Source organism: Streptomyces sp. NPDC025806 (genome assembly GCF_055558275.1).
Window position 1 is genome coordinate 73,948 of sequence record NZ_JBVHMU010000022.1, and the last position, 21,186, is coordinate 95,133.

Sequence of the window (21,186 nt, forward strand, 5' to 3'; positions counted from 1 at the left end):
GAAGGGTCTGCATTTCAGGGGCGCGGGGAACTGCGCGAGAAGCCCCACCGGCCCGCAGCCGACGACGAGCCCCAGGATCTAGCGCCGGGTGACGTAGACCCGGTAGTTGCCGGAGGCGTCCGCTCCGCCGACCGAGATCCGGACCCCGGTCTTCGTGTCCTTGAAGACCTCGCCGGGGCGGAACGTCGCGTCGGAGAGTTCCGCGTGGACATTGGGGCGGCGGGTGCAGCCGCCGCTGTCGGGGGTGGCGTCCTCCACGGTGATCGGCCCGTGCCCGGTGTCCACGTCGGCGTCGACCTTGTAGACGAGCACGCCGGGACGGCAGACGGCCTCGTCGTTGCCCTCCTGGGTGCGGACCTCGACCGCGTACCCGGTCTTCTCGGTGAGGGGGACGAAGACGAGCTTGGTGCCGCCGCCCGCGGCCCGGCCCAGCGGCGACAGCAGGTGCTCCGTCGTGCCGGCCTGCGAGGCGCAGCCGATCTGCGCGTCGTCGAGCCAGCCGAGCTTCCACTTGTGCCAGCCGAGCAGGTCGTTCCCGACGCCCCAGTCCTCGCTCATGATGTCCCAGTGGCCGACGGACCCGCCGCCGTCCTGGGTGTAGAGGTCGGGCAGCCCGAAGGTGTGCCCGTTCTCGTGCGGCAGCACCCGGTAGCCGGTCTCGGCGTAGGAGCCGGAGCCGTCGTCCTGGCGGGAGTAGATGAAGGACGCGTTGGCGAGGGGCACGCCGTCGGCGACGGGCGCGTCGGGGTTCCCGGCGAAGGTCACGGACAGCACAGTGTCGAGCGCGGAGGGGCCCGCGTTCGGGGTGACGAGGATGTTGACGATGTCGTACTTGCTGAAGTCGACGTCCGGGTCGGCGGCTGCCGCGATGTCCTTGACGAGCTTGCGGTAGCCCGGTTCGAAGGGGGCGCCGCGCTCTATCCCGTAGGCCTTGAACGTCTTGGGCATGCGCAGCCAGTGCTTGACCGGGGTCTCGGAGCGGTAGTCGAGCTTGCCGTAGGAGCCGGTGCGGAACCAGTCGCTGGTCTGCGGGAAGAACTCCCCGTACCGGGCCATCGCGCTGCCCTGCCCGTGCGCGTCGGGGAAGTCGACCATGAGGTTGAGGGCGCGGACGGTGCCGGTCGAACGGGCGTAGCCGGCGGACGTGGGTACGCCCTCGGACATCTGGACGCCGAGTGCGCCCCGGATCATGCAGGGGCCGAGGGAGGTGGCCCGCGCCAGGGCGGTCGGGCCGGCCGCGGTGGGCGAGCTGTCGAGGAGCCGTCCGGTGCTCGCGGTCATGGTCACCGCGAGAGCCACCGCCGTGGCCCCGGCGAGCATCGCACCACGCCGGCCCCCGCCTATCCGCCGCTGCCGCATCCGATCCGCCTTCACGCTCGGGTCCGTTTCGATCACCCTGTGTCCGGGTGGGGCGGGCCGCGCGCTGGGTGCGCCGATCGTGGGTTTCTGGACGAGGGTGTACGTGACCCAGGTCACATCGAAGGCGGGAAATAACCGGGGAGGGTTTCCCCGTTTAGGAGTGCGTAGGGCTAAGCGGGGACGGATTCCCCACTTGCTTCACCCCTCGCAGCACCGGACCGAATCAGACCGAATCAGACCGGATCAAGGAGAACGCCGTGACCACCGTGACCGACCAGCCGCAGCGCCGCGCCCCCCGTCCGCGGGCCGACGCCGTGCGCAACCGGGAGCGGATCGTCGCCGCCGCGGTCGAGCTGATCGTCGAGCACGGCACCGAGCTTCCCCTCGACGAGGTCGCCCGCCGCGCGGGCGTCGGCAACGCCACGCTCTACCGGAACTTCAAGGACCGCGGCGAGCTGATGCGCCACGTCGTCCTCACCGTCACCGACCGCATCAGCGCCCACGCCGAACAGGGGCTCGCCGCCGAGGAGGCGGGCGAGACCGACGCCTTCGGCGCGCTGCGCGTCTTCGTGCACGCCGCCGCCGACGAACGCATCGGCGCCCTGTGTCCGATCCTCCACGCCACCTTCGAACACGACCACCCCGACCTCGTCGCCGCCCGCGGCCGGCTCACCGTCGCCGTGGAGACCCTCATCGCGCGGGCCCGCGCGACCGGGCAGCTGCGCACCGACGTCGGCGTCGGCGACCTGATGGTCGCCCTGTCCCAGCTCACCCGGCCGCTGCCCGGCACCGGCTGCATGGACTTCGACCGCTTCGTCCACCGTCATCTGCAGCTGTTCCTGGACGGCCTGATGACGCCCGCCCGCTCGGAACTCCCGGGTGAGGCCGCGACCTTGGAGGCGCTCCGCCAGGACTAGCCCGGCCGTTCCGCACGAGCGACCCCCGACCGGCCCTCCCGCGGCCACCCGATTTTTCGCCCTTATTCGCGACTTGCCTCTGACCTTTGGAGTCCCGCTGTGGGTACCCCCTTGCCGAAAACGGCTTCTCCCGACGGCGACGCGCGCCGCTGGAAGGCCCTCGTCTTCATCGCGCTCGCCCAGCTCATGGTGGTGCTCGACGCCACCATCGTGAACATCGCCCTGCCTGCCGCCCAGACCGACCTCGGCATCACCGACGGCAACAAGCAGTGGGTCATCACCGCCTACGCCCTCGCGTTCGGCGGGCTGCTCCTGTTCGGTGGCCGCATCGCCGACCTGTGGGGCCGCAAGCGGACCTTCGTGACCGGTCTGCTCGGCTTCGCCCTCGCCTCCGCGCTCGGCGGCGCCGCGCAGAACGAGGCCATGATGTTCGGCGCCCGCGCCCTCCAGGGTGCCTTCGGCGCGCTGCTCGCCCCGGCCGCCCTCTCCCTCCTGGCCGTCATGTTCACCGACGCCAAGGAGCGCGCGAAGGCGTTCGGCATCTACGGCGCGATCGCCGGTGGCGGTGGCGCCGTCGGCCTGATCCTCGGCGGCTTCCTCACCGAGTACCTGAACTGGCGCTGGACGTTCTTCGTCAACATCCCCTTCGCGATCGTCGCCGCCGCCGGCGCGTACTTCGTCATCCGTGAGCCGGCCGGTACGCGCAACCGCTCGCCGCTCGACCTCCCGGGCGTCGTCCTGTCCACGCTCGGTCTCGTCGCCCTCGTCTACGGCTTCACCCGCGCCGAGTCCGCGGGCTGGTCCGACGTGACGACCGTCGGCATGTTCGTCGGCTCCGCGGTCCTGCTGCTCGCCTTCGTCGCCGTCGAGGCCAGGGTCAAGCACCCGCTGCTGCCGCTGCGCGTCGTCGCCGACCGCAACCGCGGCGGTGTCTACGCCTCGCTCGGCCTCGCCGTCATCGCGATGTTCGGCCTGTTCCTCTTCCTGACCTACTACCTCCAGGTCGTGAAGGGCTTCTCGCCGGTCAAGACGGGCTTCGCGTTCCTGCCGATGATCGCCGGCATGATCACGGGCTCCACGCAGATCGGCGCCCGCCTGATGACGCGGGTCCGCCCGCGCCTGCTGATGGGCCCCGGCTTCCTCGTCGCGGCGCTCGGCATGCTGCTCCTGACCCAGCTGTCCGTCGACTCCTCGTACGCCGGTCTGATCCTGCCCGCCCAGCTGCTGCTCGGCCTCGGCATGGGTACGGCGTTCATGCCCGCCATGTCGCTCGCCACGATCGGCGTCGAGGCGCGCGACGCGGGAGTCGCCTCCGCGATGGTCAACACCTCGCAGCAGGTCGGCGGCGCCATCGGCACGGCCCTGCTGAACACGATCGCCGCCTCGGCCACCGCCGCCTACGTGGCGGAGCACGCGGCCGGCGCCCGCAACGCGCAGCTGCTCCAGGCGCAGGCCATGGTGAACGGCTACACCCACGCCATCTGGTGGGCGGTCGGCATCCTCGTCGTCTCCGCGACGATCGCCTTCTCGCTGATCAACACCGGCGTCCCGGGCAGCGGCCCCGCCGCGGCCTCCGGTGACACGGCGGGCGAGGACGGGGTGGCCGACGAGGTCAAGATCCCGGTGGTCGCCCACTGACCCCCGGAGCGACCGGCCCTACCTGAGCCAGGGGAGGTCCGCCCCGGCCTCCTTCGGCTGAAGTCCCTCGGCGACGATCCGCATGATCTCGCCGAGGGACTTCTGCTGTTCGGGGGAGAGTCGCTCGAAGAGGGCCTGGCGGACCGTCGAGACATGCCCCGGCGCGCTGCGCCGCAGCACGCCAAGGCCCTCGTCCGTGAGTACCGCGAACTGACCGCGCTTGTCCGAGGGGCAGTCCTCGCGCCGCACCCACCCGTTCTTCTCCAGGCGGGCGATCGCGTGCGAGAGGCGGGAGCGGGTGATCTTGGACCGGATGGCCAGCTCGGTCATCCGCAGCCGGCGGTGCGGGGCCTCGCTGAGGGTGACGAGCAGGCCGAAGTAGATGTGCGGCATCTTCGCGTCGCGCTGCAGTTGCCGGTCGAGGTGATCCTCGAGGAGCGTGGTGGCATGCAGGTACGCACGCCAGGTGCGCTGCTCGTCGTCGGTCAGCCACTGCGGCTCTGCGCTCTCCATGACTCCATCGTCTCCCTTGCCCGGACTCACCCCAAGCTTCCTTCTTGAATGTTAAACAAACAACGATTACTTTTGGCAGCGACGAGGACACTTGAAACTTCAAACTTTCTGACCCGCTGGAGGCTGTCGTGACCGCACCCGCGCCGGAGCGCATGCCCGCGCTGTATCTCTCCCACGGCGCGCCGCCGCTCGCCGACGACGCCCTGTGGACCGGCCAGCTCGCGTCCTGGTCCGCAGATCTGCCGCGCCCCAAGGCGATCCTGATGGTCTCCGCACACTGGGAGGAGGCCCCGCTCGCCCTCGGCGCGACCGAGACGATTCCGCTCGTCTACGACTTCTGGGGCTTCCCCGAGCACTACTACCAGGTCCAGTACGCGGCTCCGGGCGCGCCGGAACTGGCCGAATCCGTACGCAAGCTGCTGCGGGCCCCCGGCATCCCCGTGCAGGACGTGCCCGACCGGGGCCTGGACCACGGGGCGTACGTGCCGCTCGTCGAGATGTACCCCGACGCCGACATCCCGGTCCTCCAGATCTCCATGCCGACGCTCGACCCGCAGAAGCTCATGGACATCGGCCGGCGGCTCGCCCCGCTGCGGGACGAGGGCGTCCTGATCGTCGGCTCCGGGTTCTTCACGCACAATCTCGCGGCGCTGCGGCAGGGCGGCATCCCGTCCTGGTCGGTCGAGTTCGACGACTGGGGGCACCGGGCGCTCGACGCGGGGGACGTGGACGCGCTGCTGGACTTCACGCACAAGGCGCCCGCGGGGGCGCTGGCGCATCCGCGGACCGAGCACTTCGCTCCGCTGTTCGTCACGATGGGCGTCGCCGATGCGGGGGGTGAGCTCAGCGCTCAGCGCTCGGTGATCGACGGGTTCTGGATGGGTCTGGCGAAGCGGTCGGTCCAGTTCGGCTGAGGTCTCGTCGGCGGGTGCCGCCCGGTGGGGCTTCTCGCGCAGTTCCCCGCGCCCCTAAGGAAGCTGCGCCTCCTCGGGGAAATGCGACCCGGAGGGTCTGCATTTCAGGGGCGCGGGGAACTGCGCGACCAGCCACCGATTACCTGTGGCCTCCGACGGTGATCAGGCGGGCTCGATCAGGTCGAGGGCGAGTTGGGCGGCGGCCAGCGCCTGGTCGCCGCCGACCTCCAAGGCCGTGTCGGCGAACTTGATCGCATGGTCGTTGCCGTGCGCGGCGGCGCGCGCGAAGACCTCCCCGGGACCGGCCCCGGGCACGACCGGCGCGGGCGCGGGCGTACGCGGCGCGTAGACGGACGTCACCGCCGCACTCGCCGCCCAGGCCGCGTCGAGCGACCCGGCCCACAGCTCGCGGGGCAGCGCGGGCAGCGTCCGCAGCACCGCGTTCGGCGCGGTCGCCGCGTGCACGAGCATCACCGGAGACCCCGACGCATGCGTCCCGTACATGCGCACGGCCGCCCCGACCAGCTCCCCGAGCCGCTCCCGCGCCGCGTCCGGGTCGACCGGCCCCGCCTCCGTCCACGCCGGGAACGCCGTGAGCCGGGTGAACCGCGCCCGGATCCCGCCCGTCTGGTCCTCGATCCGCGGCACCGCGTCGAGCGCCCCCGCGGCGTCCGGCACGGAGGGCAGCGCGGTGAGCGGCGGCAGCGGCTGGTGCCGGGCAGCCCAGTAGCCGAGCCCGTGCGCGAGCTCCGCGAGGCGCGGGGCGCTCGCGTCGGCGGGGTCGGCGAGCAGGGTGCGTACGGCGTGGCCCACCCGGATCACGGGGTGCGTGGCGCCCGCCGCGATGCCGGGCAGCAGCCGGGGCCACCACTCGGCGAGGACGTCGCGCCAGGGCCGCTCGGTGACGGCCCGCTCGAAGAAGACGATCCAGTCGGCGAGGCGCTTGGGGTCGCCGAGGGCGCCCTGCCAGTCGTCGGAGCGGATCGGGTCGCCCGGCGCGGGCATCGCGTCGAGCCGCTCGGAGTACGCGTCGAGCCAGCGGTGCACGTGGGGCGCCTGCCCGCCGCGTACGAGGGACTCCACGGCCATCGGCCCATGGTTGCTGAGCCAGCCGTCGAACTCCGGACCGGTGGTGTGCAGTCGCTGGAGCGCTTCGTCGAGGGTGCCAGTGGTGTCGTGGATGGTGTCCATGGCGGCACGGTAGGGCGGCCCGCGGCGCGGCGGATCGGCCGCGGGGTCTAGTCCTGGTCGTAGTCCGGCTCGTCCCTCTGACCGAGGTCCTTCTCGTACCAAGCGACGTCCCAGTACCGCCCGAACTTCCGGCCGACCTCCCGGTACGTGCCGACGGGGCGGAAGCCGAAGCGGGTGTGGAGGCGGGCGGAGGCCTCGTTCGGCTGGGTGACGCCCGCGTAGGCGCGGTGGACGTCCTGCCCGGCGAGCGCGGCGAACAGCGCCTCGTAGAGAAGGGTGCCGATGCCGCGCCCGCCCGCGTCCGGCGCGCAGTACACGGTGGTCTCCACGGAGGTGGCGTACGCGGCCTTCGGGCGGAACGGGCTCGCCGTCGCGTATCCGAGGATCCGGCCGGAATCGTGTGCGCGGGCAACCAGGAGTGGGTACCTGGCGTCTTCGAGGTGGGAGAGCAGCCAGGGACGTCGCTCCTCCGGAGTGAAGACGGCCGTGTCGAAGGTGATCGGCGTCTCGCGCACGTAGTGGTTGTAGAGGTCCGTGAGGGCACTGAGGTCTCCCTCGGTCCCCCGGCTGACCTGCACCTCTGTGGACTCCGACGGCATCCCGGGGCTCCTTCTCGCGCGGTGTGGCGCGACAGGGTACTGCATGATCAGAAAAAAGATGGGGCGGCTTGGGAATTCTGTCCGGATTCCAGTCGTTGTTTCCTTCGGATGCCGGTCAGCCCGGGAGGGTGGACCAGCGGTCCTGCCCAGCCGACCCACCATCGCAAGGGAGCACGCATGGCAACCCGTGCCGTAGCCCGTCGTAAGTCCGCCGCGTCCGGCGAGACTGATGCGGCACGCAGTGTTCGCGCCGTAGGCGGGGAGATCGCCGACCGCGACCTGGTCGGTATGTACCTCGACGAGATCGCGCGTACACCGCTGCTCGACGCCGCCAAGGAAGTCGAGCTGTCCCAGACCATCGAGGCGGGTGTCTACGCCCAGCAGATCCTCGACGGAGAGGTCGAGGACAGCGCGGCCGCCGGCAAGGCGACCCGCGAGGAGCTGGAGGCGCTGGTCGCCGAGTCGGAGAAGGCCAAGGACATCTTCATCCGGTCGAACCTGCGCCTGGTCGTCGCGGTCGCCCGCCGCTATCCGCGCGCCGGCCTTCCCCTGCTCGACCTGATCCAGGAGGGGAACGCGGGCCTGGTCCGCGCGGTCGAGAAGTTCGACTACCGCAAGGGCTTCAAGTTCTCCACGTACGCCACGTGGTGGATCCGCCAGGCCATCACGCGTTCCATAGCCGACCAGTCCCGCACGATCCGCCTCCCCGTCCACCTGGTCGAGGAGCTGGGCCGCATCCGCCGCGTGCAGCGCGAGTTCAACCGGGAGCACGGGCGCGAGCCCGAGCCCGCGGAGATCGCCGCCGAGCTCGACAAGACGACGCCGGAGCGGGTCACCGATGTGCTCGACTGGGCCCGCGACCCGGTCTCGCTGAACATGTCGGTGGACGACGAGGGCGAGACGCAGTTCGGCGATCTGCTGGAGGACACGTCCGCGGTGTCGCCGGAGCAGTCCGTGCTCACGCTGCTGCGCAGCGAGGAGCTGGACGATCTCATCGGGCGGCTCGACCAGCGCACGGCGTCCATCATCAAGATGCGGTACGGGATCGACGACGGGCGTGAGCGGACCCTCACGGAGGTCGGCAAGGAGCATGGCCTGACCCGTGAGCGGATCCGGCAGATCGAGAAGCATGCGCTGTTGGAGCTGAAGAAGTTGGCTCGGGACACGGGGTTCGACGCGGCGGCGTAGGCCTCCGGGGGAGTGCGGGACGGGCGGCGCCTTCAGGGCGCCGCCCGTTCTTGCGTGCCCCCGGTTCAGCGTCTGCCGTGTGCGGCCTCGTCGCCCGTCCGCGGGCCGGTGGGGGCTGGTCGCGCAGTTCCCCGCGCCCCTGGAAGGCATGCGGCTTCGCCGCGCCTTCCCCAGATGAAAGGCGCCCCGCACCTTGATCGGGGAAATGCGACGCGCAGCGCCTGCATTTCAGGGGCGCGGGGAACTGCGCGAGAAGCCCCACCGGCCCGCAGCCGCGCGTACGACCTACCGCGGCACCCCGGAGCGCAATGACCTACCCCGGCACCGCGGAGCGCACCCGCTCCCCAAGCTCCCGTACCGCCGAGACGAGAGGCTCGGGCCCTCGTACCCGGAACTCCACCCCCGTCATCGCCAAGCGCACCGCCATCCACTCCACCGACTCGGAGACCCGCCCCCGCAGCACGCACCCCTCCCCGCCCGGCAAGGGCATCGGCTCGCCCACCCAGGAGGGGACCCGTGTCGCGACGACCTCGGCCGGTGCGAGGAACTCGACGTCCAGCTCGTAGTCCCCGCCCGCCACCGCCCCCCGCGCCGACGACACGGACCGCTGGACGTACCGCGCCGCATCCCCCTCCGGCACCTCCCGCGGAGCGAACCGCGCCCCGGTCGCGAACGGCTCCGACACCCGGTCGACGCGGAACGTGCGCCAGTCCGCGCGGTCCAGGTCGAACGCGACGAGGTACCAGCGGCGCCCCGTCGACACGAGCCGGTACGGCTCGGCCAGGCGCCGGGTCTCGGTGCCGTCGGCGGCCCGGTAGCGGAAGCGCAGCCGCTCCGAACCGGCCGCCGCGGACGCGATCACGGTGAGAGTCTCGGGCGCGATCGTCGCCCCGTCGCCCGAGGTCAGCGGGATCGTGGCGGCCTGGAGGGTGGAGACACGGTGCCGCAGCCGCGACGGCAGCACCTGCTCCAGCTTGGCGAGGGCCCGCACCGACGCCTCCTCGACCCCTTCGACGGCGTGCCCCGCCCCGGCCCGCAGCCCGACCGCGATGGCGACGGCCTCCTCGTCGTCGAGCACCAGCGGAGGCAGCGCCTTGCCGGCGACGAGCCGGTAGCCGCCGTCGGCGCCCATGGTGGCCTGCACCGGGTAGCCGAGTTCGCGCAGCCGGTCGATGTCGCGGCGCACGGTGCGGCGCGAGACGCGGAGCCGGTCGGCGAGTTCGCCGCCGGGCCACTCGCGCGGCGTCTGCAGGAGCGAGAGGAGTTGGAGCAACCGGGCCGGGGTGTCGGTGGAGGAGCTCGTCTTCGTCATGTTCACAGAATGCTCCCCCAGTAGGACATGACCTGACCTACATACCTTCTACTTTCTTCCCATGACCTCAACCGCTGCCGCTGCCGGCACCACCACAGACGCCTCCGGGCCAGCCGACCGCAGGCGCTGGTTCGCCCTGGCCATCGTGATGACGGCGGCCTTCATGGACCTCGTCGACGTCACGATCGTCAACATCGCCCTGCCGACCATCAAGGCCGACGAGGGCGCCACGACCGGCCAGATCCAGTGGATCACCGCCGGATACGCGCTCGCGTTCGCCGCCCTGCTCATCACCGGCGGGCGGCTCGGCGACATCTTCGGCCGCAAGCGGCTGTTCCTGCTCGGGATCACGGGCTTCACCTTCGCCTCGGCGCTGTGCGGCTTCGCGGCGAACCCGGAGATGCTGGTCGCCTCGCGCATCCTGCAGGGCGGCATGGCGGCGATGATGGTGCCGCAGGTCCTGTCGATCGTCCACGCCACCTTCCCGGCGCACGAGCGCGGCAAGGTCTTCGGCCTGTTCGGCGCGATCGTCGGCCTCGGCGCGGTGTCGGGCCCGCTGCTCGGCGCGCTCCTGACGGAGTGGAACATCGCGGGCCTGGAGTGGCGCCCGATCTTCCTGATCAACCTGCCGGTCGGCATCGCCGCCCTGATCCTCGGCTCGCGCGTCATCACCGAGTCCAAGGCCCCGACGGCCCTCAAGCTGGACCTGGTCGGCGTCGTCCTGGTCACCCTCGCGATGCTGGCGCTCGTCTACCCGCTGACCCAGGGCCGCGAGAACGACTGGCCGGTCTGGGGCTACGTGATGATGGCGGCGTCCGTCGTGATCGTCGCGGTGCTGATCGCGTACGAGAAGGCGAAGACGCGGCGGGACGGTTCGCCGCTGATCGAGCTGTCGCTGTTCCGGGTGAAGAGCTTCGCGGCGGGCATCGCCGTGCAGACGGTCTTCGGCATCACCACCGGCATCTTCTTCCTGACCTGGACCCTCTACATGCAGCTGGGCCTCGGCTGGAGCGCGCTGCGGGCCGGCCTGACCGGTGTCCCGTTCTCGATCGCCGTGTCCGTCGCGGCCGGCATGTCGGTGCAGAAGCTGGTGCCCCGGTTCGGCCGCAAGGTCCTTCAGGCCGGCGCGCTGACCATGGCCGCGGGCGTCCTGATCTACGTCTTCGAGGCCGGGCGCTACGGTCTCGGGATCGCCTCCTGGCAGATGGCGCTGCCGCTGGTCGTGATGGGTGTCGGCATGGGCCTGATCGTGGCGCCGCTCACCGACGCGGTGCTGTCCGAGGTGCCGCGCGAGCATGCCGGCTCGGCCTCCGGCCTCATCAACACCGTGATGCAGATGGGCAACGCGCTGGGTCTGAGCCTGGTCTCCGTCGTCTTCTTCAACGTGGTGGAGGACCACTTCGCGCAGGGCGCGGGCAACGCGGCGTTCATCGACGGCTTCCGCAACGCCCTCGTCTGGGCGGCCGTCATCCTCGGAGGAATCTTCCTCCTGATGTTCGCCCTGCCGAAGCGAGCGCCGCAGGCGTCGTCGGAGGAGGCGGAGGGAGCGAGCGGCGAAGCCGCAGCTCCCAGGGGCGCGGGGAACGGCGCGACCAGCCACGACGAGACCCGCACCGGCGAACTCATCGGCTGACCCGCGGCGAGCGAAGACCCGCGCCCCCCCGGAGGGGCTAGGCGTTGGACCGGGCCACCTGGTCCAACGCCTCCAGCACGTCCGCCGGCACCCCCGTGGGCCCGACCGCCCGCGCGATCCGCTCCCGTATCTCGCTGCGGACCGTGGGCCAGGACCGCAGCCCCACCGGGTGGAACTCCGCGTTCGGCATCTGGTCGACGAACGGCCACAGCGCCTGCTGGGACTTGTCGTTGCGCAGGTGCTGCGAGCCCGAGATGGTCACCGGCAGGGTCTGCGTCGCGGCGCCCTTCGGGGCGGCGGTCTCCTGGCCGTAGAGGTGGGTGAGGAAGGCGCCGGCCTCCTTGGCGTGGCCCCGCGCCTTGAACACGAGCATCCAGGCGTTGAGCCCGACCGGCGCCGCCGCCCCGTCCCCGGCCCGCTTGGGGAACGGGGCGGTGGCGTACGGCAGCCGTGCCTTGGCGGCCGCGCCGAGCAGCACGGGGTGGGCGATCAGCATGCCGACCCGGCCCTTCATGAACTCGGCGTAGGCCGCGGTGCGGGTGAGCTTCGCCGGGTCGGCGCCCGCGAGGCCGGGCTTGACGAGCTCGTCGCGCAGCCAGGTCAGGGTCGCCTGGTTCTCGGCGGAGCCGAAGTCGTAGCCGCCGAGCTGGGAGTAGCCGCCGCCGCCCGCGACCAGCCAGGCCAGCAGTTCGTCCTCCGAGGCCTCGGGGCCGAACTGCAGCGCGTACGGGGTGGGGACGCCGGAGGCCTTCAACGCCTTGGCGGTGGCGAGGAGTTCGGCCCAGGACCCGGGCGGCCCGTCGACGCCGGCCCGCTCGAACAGCGCGGTGTTGTAGAAGAGGCGGGGGGTGCTGGCGAAGATCGGGATGCCGTACTGGACGTAGCCGGACTTGCCCGCGTCGGCGAACGAGGAGATGAAGTCGGCCTGCGTCGGCACGTCGAAGAGGTCCTCGACCGCGTACAGGTCGCCGGGTTCGGCGTACGGCGCGAAGATGTTGCTCAGCGCGATGTCGGGGGCGCGGCCGTCCTTGACCCGGCGGGCGATGACGCTGTCGAGCTTGAGGAAGGGGATCCGCTCGATCTCGATCTTGATCTTCGGGTTCTTCTTCTCGAACGCCTTGGCGACGGTGTCCCACTGGTCGCCGATGGAGGCGCCGACGCTCTTGTCGTAGCTCGCCACCATGAGGTTGAGGGTCACGCCGTCGCCGTCGTCACCGCTGTCGTCGGAGCCGCCGCAGCCGCTCATGGCCAGGGCACCCGCCCCGGTCAGGCCTGCCGTCTGAATCAGGAACTGCCGCCGCCGCACCGCACTCGCCCCGCTCGGGTCTCTTGGATTTGCCGAAGCCATCGACGCACGTGAACGTCGCGTGAGATCGCCGCACGCGATCACCGGACGCGATCACCGACCGTGATCCGAACATCACTTTTGCGCCAGTGGCACATTGTGACACACAGGCATACCATGACTTCATGGCAGGTGTGGCAGGCGTCTCAGATGGCGGGGGACCGGGCGGTACGGGTTCGGCGCAGGGTGCGGCGGACGCCGCGCCGGCATCGCTGACCGAGCGGCGCAAAGCCGCCACCCGGCTGGACATCGCCCGCACCGCCGCCGAGCTCTTCACCGAGCGCGGCCTGCGGGCCACCCGCGCCGAGGACATCGCCCGCGGCGCCGGCATCGCCCCGCGCACCTTCTACCGCTACTTCCCGACGAAGGAAGAGTCGGTCGCCCCGCTCTTCGCCGCCGGAGCCCAACTGTGGGCCGAGGCCGTCCGGGAGGCCCCGGCCGGACTCCCCGTACCGCAGGCGCTGCGGCACGCCGTCGAGCGCGCCCTCACCGCGGACGACCCGGCGAACGCGGCCTCGCTCGAGTGGATCCGCGCCCTGCTGCGGATGGCCGACGAGTCGCCCGCGCTGCGCGCGGTGTGGGCCGACACCAGCCGGGTGTCCGAGACGACGCTGCGCGCGATCCTCGCGGAGCGCACCGGCGCCGACCCCGACGGGCTCGACCTGCGGCTCGCCGCCGGTGTCGCCTCCACGGCGGTGCGGGTCGCGGTGGAGACCTGGGCGGCCTCGGACGCGCCCGCGGCCGGACCCGACGGGCCCGCGGCCCTGGCCCTCACCTGCCTCTCGGCGCTGGACGGCGCCGTCGATTCCAGCCCAGCGGCGATGGAGCCGTGACGAAGTGGAGCCACAGATGAACAACCTCACCGGCAAGACCGTCATCATCACGGGCGGAGCCCGCGGCATCGGCGGCGAGGTCGCCAGGACCGTCGTCGCCGCCGGGGGCAACGTGGTGATCGGTGACGTCCTCGACGACGAGGGCAAGGCCCTCGCCACCGAGCTCGGCGACCAGGCCCGTTACGTCCACCTCGACGTCACCTCCGAGGAGGAGTGGCAGGCCGCCGTCGCCTACACCGCCGCCGAGTTCGGCCGGGTCGACGGTCTGGTGAACAACGCCGGCATCTCCACCGGCATGCCCTTCGAGACGGAGAGCGTCGAGCGCTTCCGCAAGGTCCTCGACGTCAACCTCGTCGGCGTCTTCGCCGGTATGAAGACCGTCGTGCCCGCGATGAAGGAGGCCGGCGGCGGCTCCATCGTCAACATCTCCTCGGCGGCCGGTCTGATGGGCCTCGCGCTCACCGGCTCCTACGGCGCCTCGAAGTGGGGCGTGCGCGGCCTGACGAAGATCGCGGCGGTCGAGCAGGGCACGGCCCGCATCCGCGTGAACTCCGTCCACCCCGGCATGACCTACACCCCGATGACCGCCCAGGTCGGCATCCAGCAGGGCGAGGGCAACTACCCGAACACCCCGATGGGCCGCGTCGGCGAGGCCGACGAGATCGCCAAGGCCATCGTCTTCCTGCTCTCCGACGACTCCTCCTACGTGACCGGCGCGGAGCTGGCCGTGGACGGCGGCTGGACGACCGGTCCGACGGTGAAGTACGTCATGGGCCAGTAGGAGGCAGGCCGAACGGTCCGTTCCCGGCCGGCGGGCGGATCTGAACGTCCGTGGCCGAACTGTCCGTTCCTGCGATATACGTCACGGTCCGGGACCAAAGTCCCGGACTGTGGTGTTCACTGGGCCGTATGCCTGAGCACGTGTCGATCCTTCAGCAGGTGGGCCTCGCGATCCTCGCGGTCCTGACGGTCGCCTGGGTGGTCGGTCTGGTGCGGCTCGTCCGCACCGTCGCCTTCGCCCCCCGGGGCCCCGCGCGCCTGCCGATGGGCGCGCTGCCCGCCCAGTCGCAGGCGCCCGCCCTGGAATCGGTGCCGCTCACGGCCGACGAACAGGACGCGTTCGCCGGGCTCGTGCGGCAGTTCAGCCGCCGCTGAGCCGGACCCGGTCCGCCGCGCGGTGCTCGATCGCGGCGCGGGCCGCGTCCTGCGTCAGATAGACCTCGCACATGTGCCGGCCGTCCCGCGTCGCCGTGTGCTCGACCTCCCAGAGGCTGACCTCGCAGCCGTCCCGCAGCAGGAACGCGTGCTCGTACAGCGCGAACCCCTGGCTGAGTCTGCGGCCGAACGCCTGAGTGATCTCGTGCGCGCACGCGTCGCGCAGCAGCCGGGCCGTGCCGGGACCGGGCCGGGTCGCCGCGTCCGGGTTCTCCGCGCGGCGCAGCAGCCGGCGGGCGTGGTCGACGGAGCTGTCCGGGTCGGCCGGGCCGAAACTGTGGCCGCGCGGCGCGACCGCCGGGAGCCGGAGCGGGAGCACCGGCGTCTGGAGGGCGAAGTCCGGCGCGGACTCCGGGGGCAGCGGCAGCCGGCCGGTCGCCAGATGCAACTCGTCCTCGGTGACGTAGACCTCGTGCTGGGGCATGCGGTCCCGCCCCGTGTTGTGGACGAGCTCCCAGAGGGTGAGCGGGCTGCCGTCGGCGAGCAGCCAGGTGTGCCGGTACGTCTCCCGGTGCAGGCCGGCGCTGTGGTGCGCGGAGTGCAGGGTGCTGTCGTAGGCGAGGGCGCTGTCGAGACGGGCCAGGATGTCGTCGGGGAGCTCGAAGGAGTTGAGCGCGCGCCCGAGCAGGCCGCTGAGCTGCCCGTCGGGCGACGTGTGCGACGCGAGGTCGGACAGAGGGTCGGGCACATGGTCGTACGGAACGCTCAAGGCACCTCCCGGGATTGCTTCGTGTCACCTTGTGGGTGCATACCGTAGCCCCTCGCTCGGACATCGGCCTCTGAAATGGCAAACGCGGAGCGGGATTTGGGAATCCTGCCTGCACAACGCAGGGGCCGCGCGGGAGGTTCCCGCGCGGCCCCTGGTCTTCCCCCTGCGTCGTGGGTCAGGCGGCGCTGCCGGCCGTCCACTCGCTCCACGGCATGTTCCAGCCGTTGAGGCCGTTGTCCGGGGAGATCGTCTTGTCGTGGGAGTTCTTCACGACGACGACGTCACCGACGAGCGAGTTGTCGAAGAACCACTTGGCGGTGGTGTCGCCGCCCGCGCCCCGCACGTCCTGCATGCCGACGCAGCCGTGGCTGGTGCCCTGCGCGCCGAAGATGCCGGGCGAGCTCCAGTAGTTGCCGTGGATGAACGTGCCGGACTGCGACAGACGCATCGCGTGCGGCACGTCGGCGATGTCGTACTCGCCGCCGAAGCCGACCGTCGACCCGTTCATCCGCGTCTGCACGAACTTCTCGGAGATGACCATCTGGCCGTTGTAGGTGGGGTGGTCGGCGCTGCCGGTGGAGACCGGGACCGTCTTGAGGGTCTGGCCGTCGCGGACCACGGTCATCTTCTGCGTGTTCGCGTCGACGGTGGCGACCTGGGAGCGGCCGACGGTGAAGGTGACCGTCTTCTTCTGCACGCCGTGGATGCCGTTGGCCCCCTCGACCCCGTCGAGGTCGATCTTCATGGTGACCTTGGAGCCGGCCTTCCAGTACTCCTCGGGCCGGAAGTCGAGCCGCTGCTCGCCGAACCAGTGACCGACCACCTGCTGCCCGCTGCTGGACGTCACCTTGATGCCCGACTGCACGGCCTTCTTGTTCGTGATCACCTTGTCGAAGGTGAACGAGACCGGCATGCCGACGCCGACCGTCGTCCCGTTGTCCGGGGTGTAGGTGCCGATGAAGCTGCTGTCGTTGGAGACCGTGGTGAAGATGGAGTTGGCGGCGGCCGTCTCGCCCCCCGCGTCCTTCGCGGTCGCGGAGATCCGGTACTTGGTGCCGCGCTCCAGCTGCTCCTTGGGCTTCCAGGTCGCCCCGTCGCCGCTGATCGTGCCGGGGACCTCGGCGCCGTCCGCCGACGTCGTCATCTTCACCGTGGTCAGCTTCCCGCCGCTGACCTTGACCCCGGTCGCGTTGATGGACGCCCCCGTGGAGCCGTCCTTCGCCGAGATCGTGATGCGCGGCGCGCCCTTCGGGTCGCCGCCCTTGCCGTCCGTGTCGTTGTCGGCCTTCGCGCTGCCTCCGCAGGCCGTGAGGGCCAGTGCACCGACGGCGACGGCGGCGCATACGGTGACTATGTTCTGCCTTCTCACGGCCTGCTCCTGTTCGTGTGGTTCATCTCGTTGATCCGGTGTGTGGAGAGAGCACGAGACGACCGGAGAGGTTCCTTCCGCTTCCTGTGAAGGCAGCCACAGGGACAGGCCTGTGACAAAGCGCGGACTCTGTCACGAGAACCCCGCCCGAGAAGCCCCTCAGCCGTAGAGCTCCGAGTACGACAGGAACACGCGCCCGGCACCGCCATCCCGGTCACCGCCACCATCCCGGTCACCACCACCGCCACCGTCACCGGCGCCGTGCACCGACTCCGCCGCCCGCACGGCCCGCACGATCGCCCGGGTCACCAGATCCGCCCCCGCCGCGAGGATCTCGTTGAGCGCGAGCGGATTCTCCGCGTCCAACGGCCGCTCCCCGGTCGCGAGGGCGAACACCGTGTCGCCGTCGTTCAGCAGATGGACCGGCCGCACCGCCCGCGCGATCCCGTCGTGCGCGGTCCCCGCCACCTTCTGCGCCTGCGCCCGGGTCAGGTCCGCGTCCGTGGCGACGACGGCCAGCGTCGTGTTCAGCGTGGCCGGCCCGGACTCCGGGCCGGACTCCGGACCCGGCTCGGTGAGCGGCGCCGGCCCGTTCGCCGCACGCGCCGCCGCCAGCCGCTCGCCCGCCGCCGCGTGCACCGCCGCGTCCGGATACGTCACCGGCCCGCGCCCCGCGAAGAACTCCCCGTACAGCGCCCCCGTCCCCGGATCCACCGCCGAGCCCGCCGCGTTGGCCACCACCAGCGCCGCGACCGTGATCCCGGAACCGAGCACCACGGACGCCGTCCCGACGCCACCGCGCAGCCCGCCCACGAGCGTCCCCGTGCCCGCGCCCACGCTGCCCTCGGCCACCGGGGCACCGGCCGGGCTCGCCGCCGCGGCCTCCACGGCGGCCCGGCCCGTCGCCGCGTCCGGCCGGGCCCGCCAGTCGCCGCCCCGGCCGAGATCGAAGACGCAGGCCGCCGGCACCACCGGCACGACCTGCCCGGGCCCGCCCACCGGCACCCCGCGTCCCTGCTCCTCCAGCCACGCCACCACACCCGACGCCGAGTCGAGCCCGAACGCGCTGCCGCCGGTGAGCACCACCGCCTCGATCCGCTGCACCAGATTGCGCGGGTCGAGCGCGTCCGTCTCCCGGGTGCCGGGGCCGCCACCGCGTACGTCGACCGCGGTGACCGCACCGCCCTCGGGCGCGAGCACGACCGTCGTCCCGGTCAGCCACCCGTCGCCGCGCCGCGTGGCGTGTCCCACGCGCAGGCCGGGCACGTCGGTCAGTGCGTCGTTGCGGGCCGGCCCGCCGCCCGTCGTCGATTCCGTCGTCATGTGCCCTGCGTACCACGACCGTTGGTCCCCGCTGGGTTTCTTCCGCCCTCCGGCCGCGCGGGTCGGAAGGGGCCTGCGGGACCTTCGTCGGCCTCGGCCCGCGGATCGGACAGCGCCGCCTCATCGCGCTGTCCACGCTGGTCCTGGTCGTGCCCCTGATCCGGCCGGGCTTCGCCGTCCAGGACACCGGCACCCCGTACGCGGTGATGATCGCGATCGCCGCCCTGTGGTTCCCCGCCCGCAAGGGCGCCGGGTCCCCGAGCTGAACCGGCCCCACCGGCCGGTCGCGCCGAGAGGAGCAGGGCCGGTCGCGGTCCGGGCCCGCGACGTACCCTGGAGCCATGAGCGACACCCCGAAGCCCGCCCCCGAGCCGCGCGACCCCAAGGCCGCGCTGATCTTCGACGATCCGCTGTCGGCGCAGTCCTCCGACGACACGGACCGGGGGTGGGGCGAACGGCCGGCCGCCGGTGACAACAGCGCCGCCGACCTGGCCCGGTTCCTCGACGAGAAGCCGCCCCACCACCTCTGAAGAGCCGCTACGACTCGGAGTGACCCGAGCCGCGCTGCGCCACGAGGGCGTCGCGGATCTCCTTGAGGACCTCCAGCTCGGACACCTCGATCACCTCGTGGGTGCCTTCCTTCGCCGCGTCGATGTTGGCCTTGCGGGCCAGGTACTTCGCCATGGGCAGCACCATCAGGAAGTACACGACGGCCGCCGTGATGAGGAAGCTGAGCGTGGCGCTGAGGACGGTACCCCAGAGGATCTCGATCCCGCCCTCGCCGGTGCAGTCGCCCTTCAGGCAGGACTTGTAGTTGTCCAGGTCGGACGTGCCGAACGCGCCGACGATCGGGTTGATCACACCCTTGACCACCGCGTTCACGATGTTGGTGAACGCCGCGCCGATCACGACCGCGACCGCCAGGTCGATCACATTGCCGCGCATCAGGAAGGCTTTGAAGCCTTCCCACACGCCCGGCTGCTTCTTCTCGCTCACCAGAAGGCCTCTCTTCACATGTCCAGGTTGTGGTGCAAACGCCCCCGCAACCTACGACAGTTCGGGTCAGACCTGTCCAATCAGGTAACTCGATCGGGGGACTTGACGGGAATCCGGTCACCAGACCGTCACCGCCAGCCTGGAGACGGCTCCCGCTCCCGCGAGCCGCGTGGCGACAGGGCGCTCCACCTTCAGCACCACCAACGCCCCGCCCCCGTCCGGGGTTTCGCCCGAAAATGCGTCGGGTACGGACGCCACCCGGGCGCCCGACGCGAGGACCCGTGCACCGGGCTTCCCGTCCGTCCGCGCCGCGACCACGTCGACCCGGTCGCCCGGCCGCAGCAGCCGTACGGCCGCCGCGTCCGCGATCCGCACGGGAGCCGACACCGTCACGGCGGGGTGCCGCGCAGGGCCGTGCGCGGCCCGGGGCGGCGGGGCCTGCGCCCGCTCGGGCCCGTCCCCCGCGCCGGACGAGGGCACGGCGGCGACCAGCGCCGCCGCGGTCAGGGTGAGCCCGGCGGCCAGGAGCGGCCGGCCCCGGCGCGGTCCGCCGCGACCGGCGCGCAGTCGTCCGCCGCGTACGCGCACGGGAGGGAAGGACGGCACCTCGGACGTCGGGGGAGTGGGTGTGGGCGCGGGTGGGGGAGTGCTGAGCCCGTAGGGGCCAGGTGCTGCTGCGGACACGGTGGTCACCGCCTGCGGATCGGTTCGGGTCGGGTCGGACGGACAGCGCGACATCGCTTCCGTCTCGCCGACCACGATCCGCTCCGGCGAAGGATCCCGCCGGGCCCCGTGCGCTACCGGCCGGTTGTGGACAACTCCCTCACTCGAACGTGAAGTTCACCGACCCCGGGGGGCCGGACGGCAGCTCACGGCAGCTGGATCCCCGGGTCCATGCCGCCGAGCGCCCCGACGCACAGACAGTCCCGCTCCTCCGTCGCCGGCAGCCCCGCGACCGCGTCGAAGAGCATGGTCCGCAGCCGGTCCACGTTCGCCGCGAACACCTTGAGCACCTCGTCGTGCGAGACGCCCTCGCCGCTCTCGGCGCCCGCGTCCAGGTCCGTGACCAGGGTCAGCGAGGTGTAGCAGAGCTCCAGCTCACGGGCGAGCATCGCCTCGGGGTGCCCGGTCATGCCGACCACGGACCAGCCCATCGAGGCGTGCCAGCGCGACTCGGCGCGGGTCGAGAAGCGCGGGCCCTCGACCACGACGAGGGTCCCGCCGTCCACCGGCTCCCAGCCCTTGCCGCGGGCCGCCTCCACCGCCACCCGGCGCCCGGCCGGGCAGTACGGGTCGGCCGGCGAGACGTGCACGACGTTCGGCACGGTCCCGTCGGGCAGCGGCAGCCCGTCGAAGTAGCTCTGCACCCGGGACTTCGTACGGTCCACGAACTGGTCCGGGATCAGCAGCGTGCCCGGCCCGTACTCCGGCACCAGGCCACCCACCGCGCACGGCCCGAGCACCTGGCGCACACCGACCGAGCGCAGCGCCCACAGGTTCGCCCGGTAGTTGATCCGGTGCGGCGGCAGGTGGTGGCCGCGGCCGTGCCGGGGCAGGAAGGCGACGCGGCGGCCGGCGACCTCGCCGAGGAAGAGCGAGTCGCTGGGCGGCCCGTAAGGGGTGTCCACCTGGATCTCGGTCACGTCGTCCAGGAAGGAGTAGAAGCCGGAGCCGCCGATCACGCCGATCTCGGCCCCGGTGGTGGTGTTCGCGTTCGTCGCCATGGTCAGCACACTAACCAAGGGCGCGACGCCGAAGACCCTGCCGTCCGGGGACGACAGGGTCTCGTAAGACGTGGGTCCGCGTCAGGCCGCGGACGAGGAGCTCGACGAGCTCGACGAACCGGAGGAGGCCGTCGAGGACGACTTGGACTCCGAGGACGACGACGAAGAGGTCGACGTCGTGGAGGCCGGCTTCGACGACGACGCCGCCGGGCTGCTGCTCGACGAGGAGCCGCGGCTGTCGTTGCGGTAGAAGCCGGAGCCCTTGAAGACGATGCCGACGGCCGAGAACACCTTCTTCAGGCGGCCACCGCAGTTCGGGCACTCGGTCAGGGCGTCGTCGGTGAACTTCTGCACCGCCTCGAGGCCCTCGCCGCACTCGGTGCACTGGTACTGGTAAGTCGGCACTGT

The 21,186-nt window shown here is 71.8% G+C and carries 22 protein-coding genes; 9 read left to right on the plus strand and 13 right to left on the minus strand.

Annotated features, from left to right (window positions below):
- Positions 1–78: 78 nt before the first annotated feature.
- On the minus strand, positions 79–1,359 hold the full coding sequence (locus tag ACZ4E1_RS34995; RefSeq protein ID WP_467547134.1) for a M6 family metalloprotease domain-containing protein: 1,281 nt from the start codon (positions 1,357–1,359) through the stop codon (positions 79–81).
- 257 nt (positions 1,360–1,616) lie between these two features.
- Here ACZ4E1_RS34995 and ACZ4E1_RS35000 point away from each other — a divergent pair, with 257 nt between their 5' ends.
- Both ACZ4E1_RS35000 and ACZ4E1_RS35005 read left to right on the plus strand, forming a co-directional pair.
- Complete coding sequence (locus ACZ4E1_RS35000) at positions 1,617–2,276, plus strand: TetR/AcrR family transcriptional regulator (protein WP_467547135.1); 660 nt, start codon at positions 1,617–1,619, stop codon at positions 2,274–2,276.
- 99 nt (positions 2,277–2,375) lie between these two features.
- Entirely contained in the window at positions 2,376–3,914 is a 1,539-nt protein-coding gene (locus tag ACZ4E1_RS35005; protein ID WP_467547137.1) for an MFS transporter, read from the plus strand.
- An 18-nt stretch (positions 3,915–3,932) separates the two neighbouring features.
- Here ACZ4E1_RS35005 and ACZ4E1_RS35010 read toward each other — a convergent pair whose 3' ends face one another.
- Positions 3,933–4,427, minus strand: a complete 495-nt coding sequence (locus ACZ4E1_RS35010) for a MarR family winged helix-turn-helix transcriptional regulator (protein WP_467547139.1) — start codon at positions 4,425–4,427, stop codon at positions 3,933–3,935.
- Positions 4,428–4,579: 152 nt separating this feature from the next.
- Between ACZ4E1_RS35010 and ACZ4E1_RS35015 the strand changes: the two genes are divergently transcribed.
- On the plus strand, positions 4,580–5,341 hold the full coding sequence (locus tag ACZ4E1_RS35015; protein WP_467547180.1) for a dioxygenase family protein: 762 nt from the start codon (positions 4,580–4,582) through the stop codon (positions 5,339–5,341).
- Positions 5,342–5,503: 162 nt separating this feature from the next.
- Here the strand turns inward: ACZ4E1_RS35015 and ACZ4E1_RS35020 are convergent, their stop codons facing one another.
- Positions 5,504–6,532, minus strand: coding sequence for a questin oxidase family protein (locus tag ACZ4E1_RS35020; protein ID WP_467547140.1), 1,029 nt, complete (start codon positions 6,530–6,532; stop codon positions 5,504–5,506).
- 47 nt (positions 6,533–6,579) lie between these two features.
- A complete protein-coding gene (locus ACZ4E1_RS35025; protein WP_467547142.1) occupies positions 6,580–7,131 on the minus strand; it encodes a GNAT family N-acetyltransferase in 552 nt (183 codons plus the stop codon).
- 177 nt (positions 7,132–7,308) lie between these two features.
- Here ACZ4E1_RS35025 and ACZ4E1_RS35030 point away from each other — a divergent pair, with 177 nt between their 5' ends.
- Positions 7,309–8,319 carry a sigma-70 family RNA polymerase sigma factor gene (locus ACZ4E1_RS35030; protein WP_467547144.1) on the plus strand — a complete coding sequence of 337 codons (1,011 nt, stop codon included), beginning with the start codon at positions 7,309–7,311 and terminating at the stop codon, positions 8,317–8,319.
- Between the two features lie 313 nt (positions 8,320–8,632).
- Here ACZ4E1_RS35030 and ACZ4E1_RS35035 read toward each other — a convergent pair whose 3' ends face one another.
- A complete protein-coding gene (locus tag ACZ4E1_RS35035; protein WP_467547146.1) occupies positions 8,633–9,631 on the minus strand; it encodes a helix-turn-helix transcriptional regulator in 999 nt (332 codons plus the stop codon).
- A 61-nt stretch (positions 9,632–9,692) separates the two neighbouring features.
- Here ACZ4E1_RS35035 and ACZ4E1_RS35040 point away from each other — a divergent pair, with 61 nt between their 5' ends.
- Positions 9,693–11,264 (plus strand): MFS transporter, encoded by a 1,572-nt coding sequence (locus ACZ4E1_RS35040; RefSeq protein WP_467547148.1) that lies wholly within the window; start codon positions 9,693–9,695, stop codon positions 11,262–11,264.
- A gap of 37 nt (positions 11,265–11,301) precedes the next feature.
- Here the strand turns inward: ACZ4E1_RS35040 and ACZ4E1_RS35045 are convergent, their stop codons facing one another.
- Positions 11,302–12,510 carry an extracellular solute-binding protein gene (locus tag ACZ4E1_RS35045; RefSeq protein WP_467547150.1) on the minus strand — a complete coding sequence of 403 codons (1,209 nt, stop codon included), beginning with the start codon at positions 12,508–12,510 and terminating at the stop codon, positions 11,302–11,304.
- 224 nt (positions 12,511–12,734) lie between these two features.
- On the opposite strand from ACZ4E1_RS35045, the gene ACZ4E1_RS35050 reads away from it, so the two are divergent.
- From ACZ4E1_RS35050 to ACZ4E1_RS35060, 3 genes are all read left to right on the plus strand, one after another.
- The gene (locus ACZ4E1_RS35050; protein WP_467547152.1) at positions 12,735–13,442 is read left to right on the plus strand and encodes a TetR family transcriptional regulator; all 708 of its coding nucleotides are present in this window, start codon (positions 12,735–12,737) and stop codon (positions 13,440–13,442) included.
- 16 nt (positions 13,443–13,458) lie between these two features.
- The gene (locus tag ACZ4E1_RS35055) at positions 13,459–14,223 is read left to right on the plus strand and encodes a glucose 1-dehydrogenase (RefSeq protein WP_467547154.1); all 765 of its coding nucleotides are present in this window, start codon (positions 13,459–13,461) and stop codon (positions 14,221–14,223) included.
- A 128-nt stretch (positions 14,224–14,351) separates the two neighbouring features.
- Positions 14,352–14,597 (plus strand): hypothetical protein, encoded by a 246-nt coding sequence (locus ACZ4E1_RS35060; RefSeq protein ID WP_467547156.1) that lies wholly within the window; start codon positions 14,352–14,354, stop codon positions 14,595–14,597.
- Here ACZ4E1_RS35060 and ACZ4E1_RS35065 read toward each other — a convergent pair.
- From ACZ4E1_RS35065 to ACZ4E1_RS35075, 3 genes are all read right to left on the minus strand, one after another.
- Entirely contained in the window at positions 14,584–15,366 is a 783-nt protein-coding gene (locus tag ACZ4E1_RS35065; protein WP_467547158.1) for a DUF6227 family protein, read from the minus strand. The genes ACZ4E1_RS35060 and ACZ4E1_RS35065 overlap by 14 nt on opposite strands.
- 175 nt (positions 15,367–15,541) lie before the next feature.
- Positions 15,542–16,735: a L,D-transpeptidase gene (locus ACZ4E1_RS35070; protein WP_467547160.1), complete on the minus strand. Its 1,194-nt coding sequence runs from the start codon at positions 16,733–16,735 to the stop codon at positions 15,542–15,544.
- A gap of 159 nt (positions 16,736–16,894) precedes the next feature.
- Complete coding sequence (locus ACZ4E1_RS35075; protein WP_467547162.1) at positions 16,895–18,058, minus strand: P1 family peptidase; 1,164 nt, start codon at positions 18,056–18,058, stop codon at positions 16,895–16,897.
- Between the two features lie 341 nt (positions 18,059–18,399).
- Between ACZ4E1_RS35075 and ACZ4E1_RS35080 the strand changes: the two genes are divergently transcribed.
- Entirely contained in the window at positions 18,400–18,588 is a 189-nt protein-coding gene (locus tag ACZ4E1_RS35080) for a hypothetical protein (RefSeq protein WP_188338397.1), read from the plus strand.
- Between the two features lie 7 nt (positions 18,589–18,595).
- On the opposite strand, the gene mscL is transcribed toward ACZ4E1_RS35080, so the two are convergent.
- The 4 genes from mscL to ACZ4E1_RS35100 form a co-directional block, all read right to left on the minus strand.
- Positions 18,596–19,057, minus strand: coding sequence for a large conductance mechanosensitive channel protein MscL (mscL, locus tag ACZ4E1_RS35085; protein WP_467547182.1), 462 nt, complete (start codon positions 19,055–19,057; stop codon positions 18,596–18,598).
- Between the two features lie 114 nt (positions 19,058–19,171).
- Positions 19,172–19,642 carry a hypothetical protein gene (locus ACZ4E1_RS35090; RefSeq protein WP_467547164.1) on the minus strand — a complete coding sequence of 157 codons (471 nt, stop codon included), beginning with the start codon at positions 19,640–19,642 and terminating at the stop codon, positions 19,172–19,174.
- A gap of 281 nt (positions 19,643–19,923) precedes the next feature.
- Positions 19,924–20,778, minus strand: coding sequence for an S-methyl-5'-thioadenosine phosphorylase (locus ACZ4E1_RS35095; RefSeq protein ID WP_467547166.1), 855 nt, complete (start codon positions 20,776–20,778; stop codon positions 19,924–19,926).
- Positions 20,779–20,859: 81 nt separating this feature from the next.
- Entirely contained in the window at positions 20,860–21,183 is a 324-nt protein-coding gene (locus ACZ4E1_RS35100) for an FmdB family zinc ribbon protein (RefSeq protein WP_467547168.1), read from the minus strand.
- Positions 21,184–21,186: the final 3 nt, after the last annotated feature.